The sequence below is a fragment of the Amycolatopsis taiwanensis DSM 45107 genome (assembly GCF_000519205.1).
Lineage (GTDB): Bacteria > Actinomycetota > Actinomycetes > Mycobacteriales > Pseudonocardiaceae > Amycolatopsis_E > Amycolatopsis_E taiwanensis.
Genome location: NZ_JAFB01000005.1, coordinates 260,674 through 278,288 on the forward strand (window position 1 = coordinate 260,674; position 17,615 = coordinate 278,288).

Genomic DNA, 17,615 nt, shown 5'->3' on the forward strand with positions numbered 1-17,615 from the left:
GTGAGCCGGTCTTCGAGCGAGGCCGGCGGTCGCCGCGACGAAAGGGGAGACGGCCGGGCCTGCCTCGGCGGCGCCGCGGCGCCATTCGGGCGAGGGGCCGGCGGCCGTTGCGCGGGCGGTTGCGGTGCCGGTTTCGATGCCGTCGGCGGTCCAGCCGCCGCGGACTGCTTCGGTGCCGGTTTCGATGCGGTCGGCGGCCCGGCCGCCGCGGGCGGCTTCGGCGCCGGTTGCGGTGCCTTCGACGGTCCAGCCGACGGGGGCGGCGCGACCGGCGCCACCTGTCTGGTCGGAGCGGCCGGCGGCGCCGGCTCGGGCTCCGGTCTCCGGCGCGGCGGAGTGCCTGGCTTCGGCGGCTCCGCCACCGGCGGGCGCCGCACGGGCGGCTGGGGCGGCGCGGGTGGGCGCGGCGGACGGTTGGCGGGCGGTGGCGTCGAGGCGCGCCGCTGTGCCGGTGGGGTAGGCGCGCGGCGCTCACGGGGGCGAGGTTCGGCGGGTGGGGCGGGCGGCGGCTGGCGCCGGGCGACCGGCGGCAGCGACGGATGCCGATCGTGATGGCCACGCTCGGGCGCGCTCGCGCCGTTGCTGCTGGGGGCATCGAACTGCGGTCGGACCCCGGTGCGCTGGGCGATGACGTCGGCGACGCTGATACCGCCCGGACTGTCGATGGAACGGCGCCGCCGGCCCGGTGCCGGGCCGCCGTTACCCCGGGGACCGGAGCCGGCCGAACGATCGTCTGGCACCCGGTCTCCTTTCGCTCGTAGCAGGCGGGTGGGCCCCACCATGGGATTCATCGCCTGGGTGGCGAGCATCGTTATCGTACGGATACATGCCCTTCCTGACGACACCCTGCGGCAGATTTTTTTTACGTAGCGTGGGAGAACCATGCGCTATGCGACGAACTGGGTGAACCACCGGGCCGGTCGACAGGGTGATCTACGAGCTATTACTACGCAAAGTATTCGACGAGCTCGCGCCTCGCGCTCGGCGCACCCGCCCGGCCAGCGCACCGAGCAGGCCGGCTTCGCACCGCGGCCACCGGGACGCGATGTCCGGTTTCCGCCAGCTTGCCCCGGGCCCGCACTCGATCATGGCTTTATGGCGCACGAAGAAATACAGCCGAACATCCTCTATTTCGGCACTCCCGTAGTGCTGTTGAGCACCGGAAACGAGGACGGAACGGCCAATCTTGCCCCAATTTCGTCGGCCTTCTGGCTCGGCTGGCGGGCAATTCTGGGGATCGGCGCGAGCGCACAATCCGCACGAAACCTGCGGCGCACCGGGGAGTGCGTGCTGAACCTGCCGTCGGTGCGTGAGGCCGCGGCGGTGGACCGGTTGGCCCTGACCACCGGCGCGAACCCGGTGTCACCGACCAAGCTCGAGCGCGGATACCGATACGAGCCGGACAAGTTCGGTACCAGCGGGTTGACGGCCGTGCCCTCGGACACCGTCGGCCCGCCCCGGGTGGCCGAATGTCCGGTCGCCTTGGAGACCGTGGTCGCGGCGATCCACCCGATCGCCGCGGACGACCCGCGACAGAACGGGAAGGTTCTGTGCGTCGAGGTCCGGGTGAAGAAGGTCCACGTGCACCCGGAGATCCGTATGGCGGGTACCACCGACCGGATAGATCCGGACCGGTGGCGCCCGCTGATCATGAGCTTCCAGCAGTTCTACGGGCTCGGTGACCGGGTCCGGCCCTCCCGGCTGGCGGGAATTCCGGAGCGGATGTACCGCAGCCCGGAAGTCGATCAGGCCGCGACCGCGATGTGAAAACCCGTTGACCCGCTCGGCGGCGAGGCCTGAAGCGACGGCCATCAGGCCCGAAAGCGGGCCGGCAACCCTGGCCATCCGGCCGATGGCGCACGGCCCTTCGTCCGATACGACGCGCATCCGCCGCCCATAGCGTCGAAGTCATGACAAACGCTCAGCTCAGGCGCCTGGTCGCGGCCATATCGGTGCTGGTCTACGCCTGCTTCGTCGCGTCGGCCGTGTTCTTCCCGTTGCCCGGGCCGTACACCACGCCGCCGAGCCAGGGCCTCCAGCTCGTGCCCTTCCAATGGGTGGACGACGTGTGCCGTGAGCTGCGGTACACCGGGTTTTCGCTCACGGACGTGTTCACCGCACCCGCGTTCGAGGGCACCGCGCTCAACGTGCTGCTGTTCGTGCCGCTGGGGATCTTCGCGCGGATGTTGTTCAAGCGCGGCTTCGTCGGCACGATGCTGATCGGGTTCGCCTGCTCGCTGTTCATCGAGACGACCCAGCTGACGGCGAACTGGGGCACCGCGCGCTTCCAGTACCGGATCTTCGACGTGGACGATCTGATCAACAACACGGTCGGCGCGACGCTCGGCTGGATCGCGGCCGCGCTTTTCCTGGCGCTGGTCGGTGCGACGCGGCGTGCGGACACGCCCAGCTACCCAGACAGGTTCAACCACACAGACAGGTTCAACTATCCGAACAGGTTCAGCCGCCCCGCTGGGTTCAGCCATCCGGACCGGCTCAGTTATACGGCGGCCTCAGCCGCGAAGGCCCGTCCAGTTCACCAAGGCGCGCCAGCCGAGCCGCCCTACGCGCGGCCGCCCGTCGCGTGGCTCGCCGGTCCTCCCAGGCAACCGTCGCAGCGGCGGCCATGAAGATCAGCACCACGAGCCCGAGGACGATCGCGATCTCCACGCCGCCTCCCTGGCATCTTGTGTGATAAGTCACAGAGCGTACGCGCCCTTTGGCCGATTCGCCACCTTCAGCCGCCACGACTGGGCGTTGACGGCAAGCCCGGACCGCTTCTCGGAAGCAGAACCCCGGCGGATGCCGCCACCGTTCGCCGGAAAGTTCGGCAAACCGCACCAGCCCGTGCACGGAGCGTAGTTCACATTTCAAAGTCGAAGGACCCGCGTCACGTACTCGGTCAGGCCTGGTTACACAATGGACAGGGGCGTTATACCTGGCCGGTCTCAGCAGGGAAGATCGGATTCGCGACCCCGGAGGAGCCCGGGCAGGCCATCGAGGGGGATGACCTGCCCGGGCCGGACTCGCGCCCAGGTTTGACCGCGTCGAGACGGAGTCGCCATGACGCACAGTAATGATCCGGCGAAGACGCCACAGGCCGCGGCCTCGAGCCGCAGTTTGGGTGTCGCGGTGGTCGATCCCATCCCGATCTATCGCGATGGCCTGTCCACACTCGTGCAGCGCACGCCGGGAATGCACTGGGCCGGGTACGCCTCGAACCCGCACGCCGCGCTTCAGCTGGCGGAGCAGACCCATCCGGACGTGATAGTGATCGACACCGGCCTCGATCCGCACGGCCACCTGACCAAGATGTTGATGAGCGCGGATCCCGCGCTACTGGTGATCATGCTGCTTCGCGAGACGCACCGGACCCCGCGCTTCCTCAGCAGCGCTCTGTCGCTCGGCGCCCATGCCGTCGTGCCGCGCTCGGCCGAGGGCCGGCGGATGGTCGATGCCATCCGGCGCGCGTACCTCGACCGCCGCTACATCGATCCCGCGCTGGTGCCGCTCGCGGTGCCGCCGAGCCGGTCCTCCTCGCGGGGCGCGGATACGGCGCAGGGCAGGCAGCCCCGGATGCCGCTGTCCCGCCGTGAGTACCAGGTGCTGCAGTTGGTCGCGGAGGGGCTGGAGAACGCGGCGATCGCGAAGATCCTCTACCTGTCGGTGGAAACGGTGCGGACCCACGTGAAGAGCATTCTGCGCAAGCTGTCCGCGCGCGACCGCACACATGCGGTGACCATCGCCTTTCGCGCCGGGATCCTGATCACTCAGCCCGAGGACGCGCCGGAACACGCGTCGGGACAGGCCACCCCGGGCCTGGCCGACAACCGCACCCGCTGACGGAAAGCCCTTCAGCGAATGAAAGACGCGCCGCCGAAGGCCTCGCGAACGCGGCTGCGGACCGTCGGCGACCGTTAACCGAGGGTGGGTTGCTGGATCACGGTCCGTAGACACGCTCGTCGATGGCGCGTATCGAACAACACTGAGATCCGAAGAAATTTCACTTGCCCGTGGTTACCGACAGGTAATATGCTCATGTTACCGGCGAGTAGGGGAGCGCCCTGCCGAAAACCCGAGAACCACGGAGCAACGACATGGGCCATTACAAGAGCAACGTCCGAGACCTCGAGTTCAACCTGTTCGAGGTGCTCGGCGTCCAGGATCGCCTCGGCAAGGGCGTGCTGGCGGACTCCGACGAGGAGACCGCCCGCGGCGTCCTCTCCGAGCTGAACGCACTCGCCGTCGGACCGCTTGCCGAATCCTTCGCCGACGCGGACCGCAACCCGCCCGTGTACGACCCCAAGACCTTCTCGGCCACCCTGCCGGAGTCGTTCAAGAAAAGCTACCGGGCACTGTGGGACGGCGAGTGGTGGCGCCTCGGCCTGCCGAACGAACTCGGTGGTTTCGGCCTGCCGCCGACGGTCAGCTGGGCCGCCGCCGAGCTCATCCTGGGCGCGAACCCGGCGCTGTTCATCTACCTGGCCGGCCCGAGCTTCGCGGCGATCCTCGACCGCAACGGCACCGAGGAGCAGAAGCGCTGGGCGCGCATCCTGATCGACCGGGCCTGGGGCGCCACCATGGTGCTGACCGAGCCGGACGCCGGGTCGGACGTGGGCGCCGGGCGCACCAAGGCGGTGCGGCAGGAGGACGGGTCGTGGCACCTGGACGGGGTGAAGCGGTTCATCACCTCCGGTGACCAGGATCTGACCGAGAACATCATGCATCTGGTGCTGGCCCGCCCGGAGGGCCCGGGCATCGAGGCCAGGCCGGGCACGAAGGGGCTGTCGCTGTTCCTGGTGCCCAAGTTCCACTTCGACACCGAGACCGGCGAACTCGGCGAGCGCAACGGCGTCTTCGTCACCAACATCGAGCACAAGATGGGCCTGAAGGTCTCCACCACGTGCGAGCTGACCTTCGGCCAGCACGGCGTACCCGCCACGGGCTGGCTGCTGGGCGAGGTGCACGACGGGATCGCCCAGATGTTCCAGGTGATCGAGTACGCGCGGATGATGGTGGGCACGAAGGCGATCGCGACGCTGTCCAGCGGGTATCTCAACGCGCTGGAGTTCGCACGGGAACGGGTGCAGGGCGCGGACCTGCCGCGGATGATGGACAAGACCGCGCCGCGGGTGACCATCACCCACCACCCGGAGGTGCGGCGGTCACTGATGCTGCAGAAGGCGTACGCCGAGGGCCTACGGGCGGTTTACCTGTACACGGCCTCCTTCCAGGACCAGGTCTGGACCGGGGAGGGAGACGAGGAGTCGCGACGGCTGGCCGAGCGGGTCAACGACCTGCTGCTGCCGATCGTGAAGGGGGTCGGCTCGGAGCGGGCCACCGAGCAGTTGGTGCAGTCGTTGCAGATCCTGGGCGGTTCGGGCTTCCTGCAGGACTACCCGATCGAGCAGTACATCCGCGACGCCAAGATCGACTCCCTGTACGAGGGCACCACGGCGATCCAGTCGATGGACTTCTTCTTCCGCAAGATAGTCCGGGACAAGGGCCAGGCGCTGGCCTACCTGGCCGGCGAGATCACCCGGTTCATCGACTCCGAGGCCGGGAACGGGCGGTTGAAGAACGAGCGGAACCTGCTCAAGCAGGCGCTCGAAGACACGCAGGCCATGCTCGGCGCGATGATCGGCTACCTGACCGCCTCGCAGGAGGACCCGGCGAGCATCTACCAGGTCGGCCAGCACACCGTGCGACTGCTCATGAGCGCCGGTGACCTGCTGGTCGGCTGGCAGTTGCTCCGGCAGGCCGAAGTCGCGCTGGCCAAGCTCGACGGCGAGGTCGCCGCGAAGGACCGCGCGTTCTACCAGGGCAAGGTCGCCGTCGCGTCGTTCTTCGCCAAGACGGTTCTCCCGGAGCTGACCGCCCGCCGGGCCATCGTGACCAGCGCCGACAACGACCTGATGGAGGTCGACGAGGCCGCGTTCTGACCCGACAACGCCCGCGCCGGAGCGCGGCGATGGTTGGATGCCGTCGTCACGGGTATCCGGGGGGTCACGGTGACTGTGCCCAGCGGAGGCACAGCCCAGACCCACTGGAGGAGGCTCGATGACCATCAGCGGCATCATCTCGGCGATTATCGTTGGTCTCGTCATTGGTGCGCTCGGGCGGCTGGTCGTGCCCGGAAAGCAGCGAATCCCGATCTGGCTGACCATGCTGATCGGGATCGTGGCTGCCTTCATCGGCTCGGCCATCGCCCGTGCCGCGGGCTATGCGGTGACACCCGGCTTCGACTGGCTCGAACTGATCACCCAGGTCGGCCTCGCGGCGCTCGGTGTCGCGGCGGTCAGCCGCACGTACCACAGAAAGCGCTTGCTCCGCTGACCCGGGCGAGCCCGCCTCAGATGCAGACAGTCCCGGGCACGGGCTGGTAGCGCACGACGCGAGTGTCACGGCCGACCTCGGCACCAGTGGCAACGTCGTAGCGGATCCGGGTGTCGGTGACGGAAAATCCCGGCGCGCCCGGATTCGGCTGGCAGCCCGGCCCGGGCTGCTGCACGAAGGTCGGGGCGACGATGTCGCGCCACGGGCTGGTCTCGCTGTTCACGCGGTACTGGTGCGTTCCCCAGATCCGCACCGTCACGCTCTGCTGGTCGCCGAACGCCTGGATCGCCACGCCCGAGGCCAGGCTGTCGGTGAAGCGCAGGTCGATCCGGGAGCCGTCTTCGCGCAACGCTTCCGCGTCCCGTCCGGGCGGGTACCGGTCCAGGTAGTACGCGTGGTCGGTGTGTCCGGCGTCGGTCAGGCCGGCCAGATATGCGGCGTTGTAAAGGGTCGTGGCGAACTGTGAAACTCCGCCGCCGACCACCTGCGGCCCGGTGCCGTCCTCGTTCAGCGGCGCGGGCACGAAGCCCTGCCACGGGCCGGTCCGGTCGATCAGGCTGAACGTCTGCCCCGGCCGCAGGATCACCCCGTTCACCCTTTCCGCCATGGCCCGCACGTTCGTCGCGGCGGCGCCGGAAAGACCGCTGGTGCTGAACTGCGCGATGATCTCGCCGATGCCGAGCCGGCCGGCGTCGGCGGTGGTCACCCCGGGCGGTGTGGTCCGGTACCGCACGGTCAGGTCCCGTCCGTCGGGTTTGATCAGCACGGCGGTCAGCGGCGCGAAGGTTCCGTCCCAGTCGATCTGGTGCGCGTCTTCCGACGAGGTCACGGTCGGCGGGCCGGCCCCGAAGATCATCCGTGCGTCCTTGCCCGGTTGTTCGGTGGTGGCGAGCTGGGGTGACAGGCTCCCCCGCAGCGTCGGCGAGTCCAGGGTCGCCGCGAGCGAGCCGTCCGGGCGAGCGGTGAACCGCATGGCCGCCGCGATCGCGTCGGGCTTGAGCCGGGCGTCCGCGCCGTCGCCGTGCACCGCCACGGGCTTGCTGATCGCCGGAACGACGAACCCGTTGAGCGTCGCGTGCACACCATCCGTGGTGGCGAGCACCGGCGTGAAGGCGACGGGAAGGGAGACGCCGTGCGGGTCCAGCCAGTGGCCCTTGACCAGGTCCGCCGCGCCCGGCAGGTCGTAGAGCGTCTGCCCTTGACGTGGCTCGATCGGAAACGCGGTGACGCCGCCATCGCTGTTCGGAACCGGCCGGAACCCGATGCTCCCCTCGGTCTGCGGGTGGTTCACGTGCTGCTGCGCGAGCTGGGAAACGGCCTGGTCGAGCGCCTGCTCGTCGGTCGTGGTGACGACGGCTACGGGGCGCTTGACGAAGAAGGATTCGATCCTGGCGATCGGATCCAACGACTGGCTTCCCGCGCGGGCGAGGGTGGCCGGCCAGTCCACGCCGAGCCCGGCGGTGACCGGGTCGAGCGTGGCCTGGACATCACCGGCGACGATCGGCACGGGCTGATCCAGCCGGGGCTCGAGTTCCCGACGCAGCTTCACCTCGGCGTCGTGACGGCTCAGCCCGCCGACGTCCACGCCGGCGACCACGGTTCCGCGCGGCACGTCGCCGGCACTGGTCATCAGGTCGATGGCATAAAACACCGCGCCGAGCGCGAGCACGCCGCCGGCGACCGCCAGCGTCCAGCCCACGAACCGCTTCGCCCGGGTGCGCCGGCGATGCTTGTCCCCGTCGCCGGAGAGGATCTCGTCGGCCAGTCCGTGATCGAGCGCCGACCATTCGTCGATGGGCGCTCCGGGGAGGGGTAGTTGTCCCGTCTCCCGGAAGTCTTCCGGGTCGGAGTTCGGCCAGTGGGGGTTGTCTGGGTCTGGCACCTACCCCTCCCGTGTGTGCGCTACAGGTAAAGCCCCGTTCCGTGCTCCGTGCGCTCCGAGGCCACGGCATGAATATCCCGCTCGCGCATCACCAAGTACGTCTCACCTTGGACCTCCACCTCGAGTTGGTCCTCGGGGTTGAAGAGCACGCGATCGGAAACCTTCACGTTCCGCACACTACTGCCTACACCCAGTACATCACCCCACGCGAGTCGACGTGCCACCTGGGCGGTAGCGGGAATGACGATGCCTCCGCTGCTACGCCGCTCGCCTTCCTCCGGGGCCAACCGAACAAGCACCCGATCGTGCAGCATCTGAATTTCTAGTTTGGCGCCGGCAACCGGCACACTCGTGGCATCCGACACCTGAACAATGCTACGGCGTCAGCCGCCCGCGAGAATCAGCCGCAACTGGACCGTGCCCCCCGGCTCGACGCGAATCGGGACGCCCCAGTCCTGCCGGGTGACCCGGCACACCGGGTGCTCCGCGGTTGCGTCACAACTGGCCGCCTGCGCCACGATTTGCAGCACACCTTCGGTGTGGCCGCCGGCCAGGGTGATCGTGCGGGTCAACTCGGTGCCGACCCCGCCGCCGGCCACGAGCAGTTCGGGCGGCGAGGCACTGACCTCCAGGCGCGTCGCCGGGCCATCCCGGTCGTCGAGCTTTTCCCCTGGTGGTGGCGTGTACACGACGGAGAGCGTCACGGCACCGGGCGCGATGATGCTCGGCGGCCTGCGTACCGCGTGCGCGCCGCCATCAACGTGCTGAGTGGACGCGGCCACGGGTGACAGTGGCCGGAGCCGGTGCGCGGCCGACTCGACCACGAACAGCGTGTCGCCGGTGACGAGCAGCCCCGACGGCTCGGCCAGGCGCTCGGCGATCGTGTCGACCTTGCCGCTTTCCAGGTCGTAACGCCGGATCGCCCCGTTGTAGGTGTCGGCGACGGCGATCGTGCCGTCCGGCAGCACCGCGAGACCGAGTGGATGCTGCAGCAACGCGTCGGCGGCGTCGCCATCGCGGTGGCCGAAGGAGAAGAGGTCGGTGCCGATCGCCGTGTGCACCACGAATCGGTCCGCCTCATCGTGGGTGATCCACCGGAGCGCGGACGTTTCGGCGTCGACCAGCCAGAGCCGGTCTCCCGCCACCGCCAGGCCCGAGGTCTGCGCGAAGAACGCGGTGGACGTCTCGCCGTCGCGCAAGCCCTCCACGGTGGTGCCGGCGAACCGCGAGATCGTGCCGTGCACCGGGTCGAACAGACCGAGGGTGTGGTTTCCCGCCATGGCGACCACGGCCCCGCCCGCGGCCTCCCACCAGATCACGTCCCACGGGCTGGTCAGATCGATCTCCCGGGCCGGGCCGCCCGTTTTCCCGTCGCGCCACTGACGCCCGGTACCGGCCACAGTGGACACTTCGCCGGTGTCGAGATCGATCCCGCGCAGCAGATGGCCGGCGGTGTCGGCGACGAGCAGGTGGTAACCCACGCGCTCGGCGACCTCGGGCGGAAGCAGGGCGAGCCCGGACGGCTCGGCGAAGCTCGCGACGTCGAACGCGCCGTCCGCCGCACCGCGCTCGCCGCTGCCGAAGCGCCGGATGACCGTCTCGCCATCGGCGGCGAGTTCGACTACGGAGTGATGCCCGGTGTCGGCGACCAGGACGCGCCCGTCGGCGGTAGCCACCGCCTTGCTCGGGAAGCGCAGCTCCGCCGCCCGGGCTTCGGCCGGCACGTATGGGTTGCCGCCGCGGCGCAGCGTGCCCTTCTCTTCGTGGCGCGCGACGAGATCCGCGATCACCCGGCGCAGCGCCTCGCCGTGGCCTTCGCCCGCGGCCACGTGCACCACGTAACCCTCGGGGTCCACGATCACCAGCGTCGGCCACGCCTTCACCGCGTACTGCTGCCACGTGGTCAGGTCGGGATCGTTGAGCACGGGATGGTGCACCTCGTAGCGGCTGACCGCAGCCTCGATCGCGGCGGCTTCGCCCTCGTGCAGGAACTTCGGCGAGTGCACGCCGATGGTGACCAGCACGTCGGCGAACTCCGCTTCCAACGGGCGGAGTTCGTCGAGCACGTGCAGGCAGTTGATGCAGCCCGACGTCCAGAAGTCCAGCAGGACGATGCGTCCGCGCAGATCAGCGAGCTTGATCTCGTTGCCGCCGGTGTTCAACCACTGGCGGCCCACAAGCTCGGGAGCTCGGACACGGGCGCGTGGTTTCTCGATGCTCACGATCGGAGTCAACAACACCGGGCGACCCGATGTCTCGGCGAGGGTGGCCTCCGGGGCCACGCCTCACCTGTCAGATGCGAGAACCGACACTCCCGCCACATTTTCCATACCAAGTCTTATTTCAGACCAAGTATGGTATGTTTCTGCGCATGGCAGGGCTTCGCGAGCGCAAGAAGGAACAGACGAGGCAGCGGATCCTCGCGGTCGCCTCGAAGTTGTTCGCCGAACGCGGCTTCGACGCGGTGACGGTCAACGAGATCGCCGAGGCGGCCGAAGTGGCCAGGGCCACCCTCTTCACGTACTTCCCGAACAAGGAATCGCTCGCGCTCCAGGGCGTAGGGGAGGACGATCCGGCCGGCGTCGTCGCCCGACGGCCGCCAGGTCAGTCCCCCCTGCAAGCTTTGCGGGCTCACTACCGTTCGTTCGCCGCCGAGCAGATGGCGACAATGGACCGGGACGAGGTGATCGCCCGGATGCGTGTGATCTTCGACAGCCCAGCGCTCAGCGGAGCCGCGAACAAACTCCTCTACCGGCAGCGCGAAGAACTGGCGCGAGTCCTGGCCGAAGAACACGAGCAGTTGGCGGCCACGCTGATCGCCGCTCAGATCGCGGCGACCCTGCTCACCCTTCAGGAGTCGTTCTTCCACCTCCTGGCCGACGGCGCATCGCCGAAGGACGCGGCCCGCGCGCTGGCCGATCACACCGAACTCGCCTTCGACCTGCTGGAACACGGCATCAATCAGCTGAAGGAAAAGTGACATGCGCGCACGCGGAATCAACTACGACACCGGGTTCCTCCCCGGCGACGACCTCTCCCGCAAGACCTTCGATCCCGAGATCGTCCGGCGGGACATGGGGGTGATCTCCGGAGACCTGCACTGCGACGCCGTGCGCATCTCCGGCCGCGAACCCGAGCGTTTGACCATCGCCGCCCGACACGCCGTGGACGCGGGTCTCGAAGTCTGGTTCGCCCCGTTCCCCGTCGACCTGCCCGCCGATCGGCTATTGCCGTTCTTCGCCGACTGTGCCCAGCGAGCCGAAGCCCTGCGGCGCGAAGGCGCCCAGATCGTGCTCGTCGCCGGGTGCGAGCTCAGCGCCTTCTGCGGCGGCTTCATCCCGGGCGAGACGTACGGGGACCGCCTGCGGGCGATGGCCACCGCTGACCTGGCTTGGTGGTCCAGCCTCGCCTCGGCAAGCGAACGGCTCAACAGCTTCCTCTCCGCGGTCGCGGCAACGATCCGAACCGAGTTCGGCGGAAGGATCACCTACGCCAGCGCGCCCTGGGAATTCATCGACTGGACCCCGTTCGACATCGTCGGTGTCGACGCTTACCGGGCCGCCTACAACGCCGACACCTTCCGGTCCGAAGTGCGAGGACACCTCGCACATGGCAAGCCCGTCGCGATCACCGAGTACGGCACCTGCGCCTACTCGGGCGCGAGCGAGCGCGGTGGCTCGGCCTGGCAGGTGCCGCCGAACGTGACGGTGGACGAGGACGAGCAGGTCCGCTACCTCACCGAACTGCTGGACATCTTCGAAGAGGAGGGAGTGGACACCGCGCTGTGGTTCACCTTTGCCGCCTTCAACCGGCCCGGCCCCCTGGACCTCGGCTCCTACGGCGTGGTCCGGACGCTCGACGAGACCCGCTGGGAACCGAAGAAGGTGTTCCACGCGATGGCGGCCAGGTACCGACGAAACTGAGCAGAAGCATTTGTTCCCAGTCCTATCCTGACCATCGTGCGGCGCGTACTCGTCATCGGATGCAGCGGTTCAGGCAAATCCACCTTCGCCCGGAGACTCGCAGCGCTGCTCGACCTTCCGGTCACCCACCTGGACCGGCATTACTGGCGTCCGGGCTGGGTCGAAGCACCGGACGACGAGTTCCGCGCGGCCCAGCAGGCCGTCGTCGTGGGCGAGCGCTGGGTGATCGACGGGAACTACAGCGGCAGCATGGACATCCGGCTTCCGCGTGCGGACACGATCGTCTTCCTCGATCTTCCTCGCTGGCGCTGCCTGCTCCGGATCGCGCGCCGCACCCTGCGCGGGTGGGGTCGCGACGGTCAGGCGGCGGGTTGTCCCGAGCATCTGGATCCCGCGTTCTGGCGCTGGGTCTGGCGGTGGCACCGCGGCTCACGCCCCCACCTGCTGGCGCGGCTCGCCGAACAGGGCAGCCACACCCGCCAGGTGGTGCTTTCCTCCCCGCGCGAGGTCACCGGCTTTCTCAACGCGGTTTCGGTAGGCGGCCGGGAGTAAATCCGGCCTTCAGCTCGTTGAACCGGTATGGCTGTCGTGCTCCTGCTCTATCTGGTCGCCGAGGTGGCCGCCGTCTGGGCGGTGGGCTCGGCCGTCGGCATCCTCGGCACCCTCGGTCTCCTGCTTGCCGGTGCGGTGCTCGGATCCTGGCTGGCGCGGCGGGAAGGCGCCCGCGCCGCTCGCGCGTTCATGACGACGGCGCGCGCCGGGCGCCCGGCCCACAACGAGGTCACCGACGGGATGCTGATCGCCTTCGGCGGTTTGCTGATCATGGTGCCCGGTTTCGTGAGCGACCTTGCCGGGCTGTTCCTGCTGTTCCCGCCGACGCGCGCGCTGGTGCGCCGCGCCTGGCTGCGCCGGGCGGAACGGCGGATGGCGGCCGCGAACCCGAACCGGGTGATCGTGGTCGACAGCGAGATCGTGCCGGACGACCAGCGGCATCCGATCATCGAAGGCTAGGATCAAGACCGCGGGCTGTTCAAAACGTGAGATCACCACGCCTGGTGACACAGCACAACTGGTGACACAGCACAAGGTGTGAACAACACGGCTTCTCCAGCCGTCGAGTACCGTTTTGCGGTACTTCGGATGGCCCGCCTTCGCCAGTGAACCTGGCCCACCGACTCCGCCGCGGCGGACCGGGGCCGGTGCCAGACCGGCTAGAAGGGGTCTGGGGGCTTGCCCCCCAGTCGGGGCATGGGGGCGCCAGCCCCACAGGGCAAGCGTTTCCGGCGGAGAGGAGAACCGCGTGACCGACGATGGGCAGCGCCCGCCGGCACGAACCCGCAGACTGCCGAGGGCGGTGCGGGAACGCCAGATCCTGGACGCCGCGGTCCAGGTGTTCTCGCGGCACGGCTACCACGCGGCGTCCATGGACGAGGTCTCCGACGTGGCCGGGGTCTCGAAGCCGATGATCTACGCCTACCTCGGCGCGAAAGAGGACCTCTTCGCCAAGTGCATCGGGCGCGAGGCGGCCCGGCTGCTGGAGGCGGTACGCACCGGCGTCCACGCCGAGCTGCCGCCGGACATGCAACTGTGGCACGGGCTTCGCGCCTTCTACCGGTTCGTGGCCGAGCACCGGGAGGCGTGGACGGTGCTGCACCGCCAGGCCCTGACCGTCGGCGGGCAGTTCGCCGGTGAGGTCGACGCCCTGCGCAAGCGGGCGATCGATCTGGTGGCCGCGCTCGTGGTCAGCGCGGGCACCCGGCAGGGGCTCGGGGAGGCGGCCGAGTTCTCCGGCCCCGCGCTCGCCGTCGCGCTGGTCGGCGCGGCCGAGTCGCTGGCCGACTGGTGGCTCGATCATCCCGATGTCTCGGACGGGGTGCTCGCCTCCTGGCTGATGAACCTGGTCTGGCTCGGGTTCAACGATCTGGTCGAGGGGAAGGTGTGGCGGCCGCAATGACCCCCTCCAGGTGGGGCCTGGGCCGGCGCGCGTCCCACAGTTCGAAGGCCCACCCGTCGCCTTCCCGCCAGGACGTGAACGCCACCTTCGACGGCAGCGGCACCGGGCGCTTGAACCGCACGTCCACGGTGTAGCTGTCGGGGAGCCTGCCAACGAAGGCGGCCAGCGCCCGTGCCTTGGTCCACATGCCGTGCGCGATGGCGGAGGAGAACCCGAACGGCCGCGCGCTCAACGGGTGGAGGTGGATCGGGTTGCGGTCACCGGAGGCGTCGGCATAGCGGCGGCCGATGTCCGCCGGCACTGGCCAGATCGCCTTCGGCGCGGGCGGGGCCAGCTGACCGGCGCGCCGCGACTCCGCCGCGCCGCCGCCGCGCCGGAGATAGGTGCCCACCTCCGTCCACACCAGACCATCCTCTGTGGACAATTCGGTGACCAGGTCGAACTGGCGGCCCTTCTCGTGTGGCCGGAGGTTTTCCGCGCGCACCCGCGCGGTGTAACGCTCGCCGAGGCGGACCGGCTGGTGCTGTGTGATCCGGTTCGCCACGTGCACCATCCCGAGCAGCGGGAACGGGAAGTCCCGCTCGGTCAGCAACGCCAGTTGCACCGGGAAAACCAGTACATGAGGAAAGGTCGCCGGCGCCTCGCCGGAAAGCCGGAACCCGCAAACCCGGTTGTAGGCGACCAGATGTGCCGGATCGACCGCTATTCCGGGCCGCACGTATTCGTGCCCCGGCAGCGTGTCACCGGTGCCCTTGGGCAGCAGCGCCCTGACGTACAAAGTGGACAGTGACGGCGATGCGGTGAGCTCCCGGACGGTCATCACGCCCCCAACAGCGACTGGCCGCAGACCCGCACCACGTTGCCGTTCACCGCGCCGGATGCCGGGTTCGCGAACCAGGCGACGGTTTCCGCGACGTCGACCGGCAGCCCGCCCTGGCCGAGGCTGGACAGTCGCCGGCCCACCTCGCGGATGAACAGCGGGACCTGCGCGGTCATCTTCGTCTCGATGAAACCGGGCGCGACCGCATTGATCGTGCCGCCGTTGTCGGCGAGCACCGCCGCACCCTCCTGCACCATCCCGATCACCCCGGCCTTGCTGGCGGCGTAGTTCGTCTGGCCCACATTGCCGGCGATGCCCGCGATCGACGACACGCCGACGATCCGCCCGTTCGGCCGGAGCACGCCGCCGGCGAGCAGTTTGTCGTTGATGGCAAGAGGCGCAACGAGATTCACTCTGAGCACGGCATCCCAGCCCGCTTCGGTGAGGTTGCCGAGCGTCTTGTCTCGGGTGATCCCGGCGTTGTGCACGACGATGTCGACACCCTCGTGCCGTTGCTCCAGGTATTCGGCGAGCCGGCCGGGCGCCTCCGCCGTGGTGATGTCGAGTTGCAGCGCCGACCCGCCGATCCGGTTGGCGACCTCGGACAACTCGGCTCCCTGAGCCGGGATGTCCAGCGCGACCACCCGCGCGCCGTCGCGGGCGAGGACCTCGGCGATGGCCGCGCCGATGCCCCGGGACGCGCCGGTGACCAGCGCGACCTTCCCGTCGAGCGGTTTGTCCCAGTTCCCGGGCGGGTGGATCGCCGGAAGGCCTTGCGTGCCAACGCGGATGACCTGGCCGTCGACGAACGCGGATTTCGCGGACAGCAGGAACCGCACCGTCGACTCGATAGCCTCCTCGGCACCGGCCGCGACGTGGACCAGGCCGGCGGTCGCCCCGCGCCGGAGTTCCTTGCCGACCGAACGGACGAACCCCTCCAGCGCACGCTGGGCGATCCGCTCCCGGCCGTGCACCAACTCTGGCGGGGTACCCAGCACCAGGACCCGGCCGCAGGACCCGACCTTGCGGATGACCGGATGGAAGAACAGGTGCAGCTCTCGCAGCTGCTTCGGGTCGGTGATGCCGGTCGCGTCGAAGACCAGGGCACCGTAGGTTACCGCGTCACCGGTGACTTCGATGCCTGCTTCGGCGAGCTTGTCCCGCAGGAGCTTCTCCAGCCTCCCGCCGGGCGCGGAACCCACCAGCGCGGGACCGTCCAGGGGCGGCTCGCCCGGCCGGTGACGGCGCAGCGTCGCAGGGTTCGGCAGGCCCAGCCGGGGCACCAGGAACCGGCCGAGGTGCGTCTTGGCGAACTGCTGGTAGCGATCGGCCATCTGTCCCTCCTCAGCACATACCTACTTGCGAGTAGGTTACTCTTGGGTCAGTGCTCCACAATGCGAGGACCCGCAAGGCAGGCAGGAGGAAGCATGGACGCCCGCAGGGTGGCGATCATCGGCGGTAACCGGATCCCGTTCGCGCGCGCCAACGGGCCCTACGCGAACGCCTCCAACCAGGACATGTTCACCGCCGCGCTGGACGGCCTGGTCAGCCGGTTCGGCTTGCAGGGCGAGCGAATCGGCGAGGTCGCGGCGGGGGCCGTGCTCAAGCACTCGCGTGACTTCAACCTGGCGCGCGAATCGGTGCTGGGCAGCAGGCTGTCCCCGGACACACCGGCGTCGGACGTGCAGATGGCCTGTGGCACCGGGCTACAGGCGATCATCAACGTGGCCAACAAGATCGCGCTCGGGCAACTCGACTCCGCGATCGCGGGCGGCGTGGACACCGCCTCCGACGCACCGCTGGCACTCAACGACGACCTGCGGCGCATCCTGGTCGGGCTGAACGCGGCGAAGACGCTCGGCGCCCGGCTCAAGCTGCTGACCAGGCTGCGGCCGGGGCAGGTCGTTCCGGAGATCCCGCGCAACGCCGAGCCACGCACCGGCCTGTCCATGGGCGAGCATGCGGCGATCACCGCGAAGGAATGGGAGATCTCGCGGGCGGAACAGGACGACCTCGCCGCGGCCAGCCACCAGCGCCTGGCCGCCGCCTACGAGCGCGGCTTCTTCGACGACCTGGTCACCCCGTACCTGGGTCTGAAGCGGGACCAGAACCTGCGCCCCGACTCCACGCCGGAGAAGCTCGCCAAGCTCAAGCCGGTGTTCGGCGGCCGGCCCGGAACGATGACCGCGGGCAACTCCACCCCGCTTTCCGACGGCGCTTCCACCGTCCTGCTGGCGACGGAGGACTGGGCGGCGCGGCGGAACCTGCCCGTGCTGGCCTACCTGACCTTCTCCCAGACCGCGGCCGTGGACTACGTGCACGGCGGCGAGGGCCTGCTGATGGCGCCCGCCTACGCGGTGCCGCGGATGCTGGCCAAGGCCGGGCTCTCCCTGGCGGACTTCGACTTCTACGAGATCCACGAGGCGTTCGCCTCTCAGGTGTTGGCCACCTTGAAGGCCTGGGAGGACCCCGCTTTCGCCAAGGAGCGCCTCGGCCTGGACGCCCCGCTCGGTTCCATCGATCGGAACAAGCTGAACGTCAACGGCTCGTCATTGGCCGCCGGGCACCCGTTCGCCGCGACCGGTGGCCGGATCGTGGCCACGCTCGCGAAGCTGTTGCACGCCAACGGCTCGGGCCGCGGCCTGATCTCCATCTGCGCCGCGGGTGGCCAAGGCGTGACCGCGATCCTGGAGAAGTAGG

Annotated in this window: 17 protein-coding genes; 12 read left to right on the plus strand and 5 right to left on the minus strand. The window is 69.2% G+C overall.

The genetic code is table 11. The annotated features are described in order from the left end of the window. The 6 genes from A3CU_RS52225 to A3CU_RS0106170 all read left to right on the plus strand — a co-directional run bounded on the left by A3CU_RS52225 (position 1) and on the right by A3CU_RS0106170 (position 6,336). Positions 1–552: a hypothetical protein gene (locus tag A3CU_RS52225; protein WP_169739596.1), complete on the plus strand. Its 552-nt coding sequence runs from the start codon at positions 1–3 to the stop codon at positions 550–552. Positions 553–1,095: 543 nt separating this feature from the next. After that, entirely contained in the window at positions 1,096–1,767 is a 672-nt protein-coding gene (locus A3CU_RS0106150; protein WP_027941537.1) for a flavin reductase family protein, read from the plus strand. A 143-nt stretch (positions 1,768–1,910) separates the two neighbouring features. Beyond that, entirely contained in the window at positions 1,911–2,630 is a 720-nt protein-coding gene (locus tag A3CU_RS43640) for a VanZ family protein (RefSeq protein ID WP_052371485.1), read from the plus strand. Positions 2,631–3,063: 433 nt separating this feature from the next. Next, positions 3,064–3,843: a response regulator transcription factor gene (locus tag A3CU_RS0106160; RefSeq protein WP_027941538.1), complete on the plus strand. Its 780-nt coding sequence runs from the start codon at positions 3,064–3,066 to the stop codon at positions 3,841–3,843. A 254-nt stretch (positions 3,844–4,097) separates the two neighbouring features. Then, a complete protein-coding gene (locus A3CU_RS0106165; RefSeq protein ID WP_027941539.1) occupies positions 4,098–5,942 on the plus strand; it encodes an acyl-CoA dehydrogenase in 1,845 nt (614 codons plus the stop codon). Between the two features lie 118 nt (positions 5,943–6,060). Beyond that, a complete protein-coding gene (locus A3CU_RS0106170; RefSeq protein ID WP_027941540.1) occupies positions 6,061–6,336 on the plus strand; it encodes a GlsB/YeaQ/YmgE family stress response membrane protein in 276 nt (91 codons plus the stop codon). A gap of 16 nt (positions 6,337–6,352) precedes the next feature. Here the strand turns inward: A3CU_RS0106170 and A3CU_RS43645 are convergent, their stop codons facing one another. From A3CU_RS43645 to A3CU_RS0106185, 3 genes are all read right to left on the minus strand, one after another. Further along, entirely contained in the window at positions 6,353–8,218 is a 1,866-nt protein-coding gene (locus A3CU_RS43645) for a VanW family protein (protein WP_052371486.1), read from the minus strand. Positions 8,219–8,238: 20 nt separating this feature from the next. Further along, positions 8,239–8,532, minus strand: a complete 294-nt coding sequence (locus A3CU_RS0106180) for a GroES family chaperonin (RefSeq protein ID WP_052371487.1) — start codon at positions 8,530–8,532, stop codon at positions 8,239–8,241. 69 nt (positions 8,533–8,601) lie between these two features. Further along, positions 8,602–10,440 carry an NHL domain-containing thioredoxin family protein gene (locus tag A3CU_RS0106185; RefSeq protein ID WP_425388225.1) on the minus strand — a complete coding sequence of 613 codons (1,839 nt, stop codon included), beginning with the start codon at positions 10,438–10,440 and terminating at the stop codon, positions 8,602–8,604. Positions 10,441–10,589: 149 nt separating this feature from the next. Between A3CU_RS0106185 and A3CU_RS0106190 the strand changes: the two genes are divergently transcribed. The 5 genes from A3CU_RS0106190 to A3CU_RS0106210 all read left to right on the plus strand — a co-directional run bounded on the left by A3CU_RS0106190 (position 10,590) and on the right by A3CU_RS0106210 (position 14,095). Next, positions 10,590–11,198 carry a TetR family transcriptional regulator gene (locus A3CU_RS0106190; RefSeq protein WP_043840658.1) on the plus strand — a complete coding sequence of 203 codons (609 nt, stop codon included), beginning with the start codon at positions 10,590–10,592 and terminating at the stop codon, positions 11,196–11,198. A 1-nt stretch (position 11,199) separates the two neighbouring features. Then, positions 11,200–12,141, plus strand: coding sequence for a glycoside hydrolase family 113 protein (locus A3CU_RS0106195; protein WP_027941544.1), 942 nt, complete (start codon positions 11,200–11,202; stop codon positions 12,139–12,141). Between the two features lie 36 nt (positions 12,142–12,177). After that, positions 12,178–12,693, plus strand: coding sequence for a P-loop NTPase family protein (locus A3CU_RS0106200; protein WP_027941545.1), 516 nt, complete (start codon positions 12,178–12,180; stop codon positions 12,691–12,693). 27 nt (positions 12,694–12,720) lie between these two features. Beyond that, positions 12,721–13,152 carry an FxsA family protein gene (locus A3CU_RS0106205; protein ID WP_027941546.1) on the plus strand — a complete coding sequence of 144 codons (432 nt, stop codon included), beginning with the start codon at positions 12,721–12,723 and terminating at the stop codon, positions 13,150–13,152. Positions 13,153–13,441: 289 nt separating this feature from the next. Further along, a complete protein-coding gene (locus A3CU_RS0106210) occupies positions 13,442–14,095 on the plus strand; it encodes a TetR/AcrR family transcriptional regulator (protein WP_027941547.1) in 654 nt (217 codons plus the stop codon). Here the strand turns inward: A3CU_RS0106210 and A3CU_RS0106215 are convergent. Then, positions 14,055–14,915, minus strand: a complete 861-nt coding sequence (locus tag A3CU_RS0106215; RefSeq protein WP_027941548.1) for a MaoC/PaaZ C-terminal domain-containing protein — start codon at positions 14,913–14,915, stop codon at positions 14,055–14,057. The genes A3CU_RS0106210 and A3CU_RS0106215 overlap by 41 nt on opposite strands. Continuing rightward, the gene (locus A3CU_RS0106220; protein WP_027941549.1) at positions 14,915–16,249 is read right to left on the minus strand and encodes a 3-oxoacyl-ACP reductase; all 1,335 of its coding nucleotides are present in this window, start codon (positions 16,247–16,249) and stop codon (positions 14,915–14,917) included. The genes A3CU_RS0106215 and A3CU_RS0106220 overlap by 1 nt, the downstream gene beginning before the upstream one ends. Before the next feature lie 93 nt (positions 16,250–16,342). Between A3CU_RS0106220 and A3CU_RS0106225 the strand changes: the two genes are divergently transcribed. Continuing rightward, positions 16,343–17,614, plus strand: a complete 1,272-nt coding sequence (locus A3CU_RS0106225; RefSeq protein ID WP_027941550.1) for an acetyl-CoA C-acetyltransferase — start codon at positions 16,343–16,345, stop codon at positions 17,612–17,614. Position 17,615: the final 1 nt, after the last annotated feature.

Coding starts and splice junctions, on each gene's coding strand:
- A3CU_RS0106150 (WP_027941537.1), top strand. CDS start 1,096: ATGGCGCACGAAGAAATACAGCCGAACATCCTCTATTTCGGCACTCCC.
- A3CU_RS43640 (WP_052371485.1), top strand. CDS start 1,911: ATGACAAACGCTCAGCTCAGGCGCCTGGTCGCGGCCATATCGGTGCTG.
- A3CU_RS0106160 (WP_027941538.1), top strand. CDS start 3,064: ATGACGCACAGTAATGATCCGGCGAAGACGCCACAGGCCGCGGCCTCG.
- A3CU_RS0106165 (WP_027941539.1), top strand. CDS start 4,098: ATGGGCCATTACAAGAGCAACGTCCGAGACCTCGAGTTCAACCTGTTC.
- A3CU_RS0106170 (WP_027941540.1), top strand. CDS start 6,061: ATGACCATCAGCGGCATCATCTCGGCGATTATCGTTGGTCTCGTCATT.
- A3CU_RS0106180 (WP_052371487.1), bottom strand. CDS start 8,532: ATGCTGCACGATCGGGTGCTTGTTCGGTTGGCCCCGGAGGAAGGCGAG.
- A3CU_RS0106190 (WP_043840658.1), top strand. CDS start 10,590: ATGGCAGGGCTTCGCGAGCGCAAGAAGGAACAGACGAGGCAGCGGATC.
- A3CU_RS0106195 (WP_027941544.1), top strand. CDS start 11,200: ATGCGCGCACGCGGAATCAACTACGACACCGGGTTCCTCCCCGGCGAC.
- A3CU_RS0106205 (WP_027941546.1), top strand. CDS start 12,721: ATGGCTGTCGTGCTCCTGCTCTATCTGGTCGCCGAGGTGGCCGCCGTC.
- A3CU_RS0106215 (WP_027941548.1), bottom strand. CDS start 14,915: ATGACCGTCCGGGAGCTCACCGCATCGCCGTCACTGTCCACTTTGTAC.
- A3CU_RS0106220 (WP_027941549.1), bottom strand. CDS start 16,249: ATGGCCGATCGCTACCAGCAGTTCGCCAAGACGCACCTCGGCCGGTTC.
- A3CU_RS0106225 (WP_027941550.1), top strand. CDS start 16,343: ATGGACGCCCGCAGGGTGGCGATCATCGGCGGTAACCGGATCCCGTTC.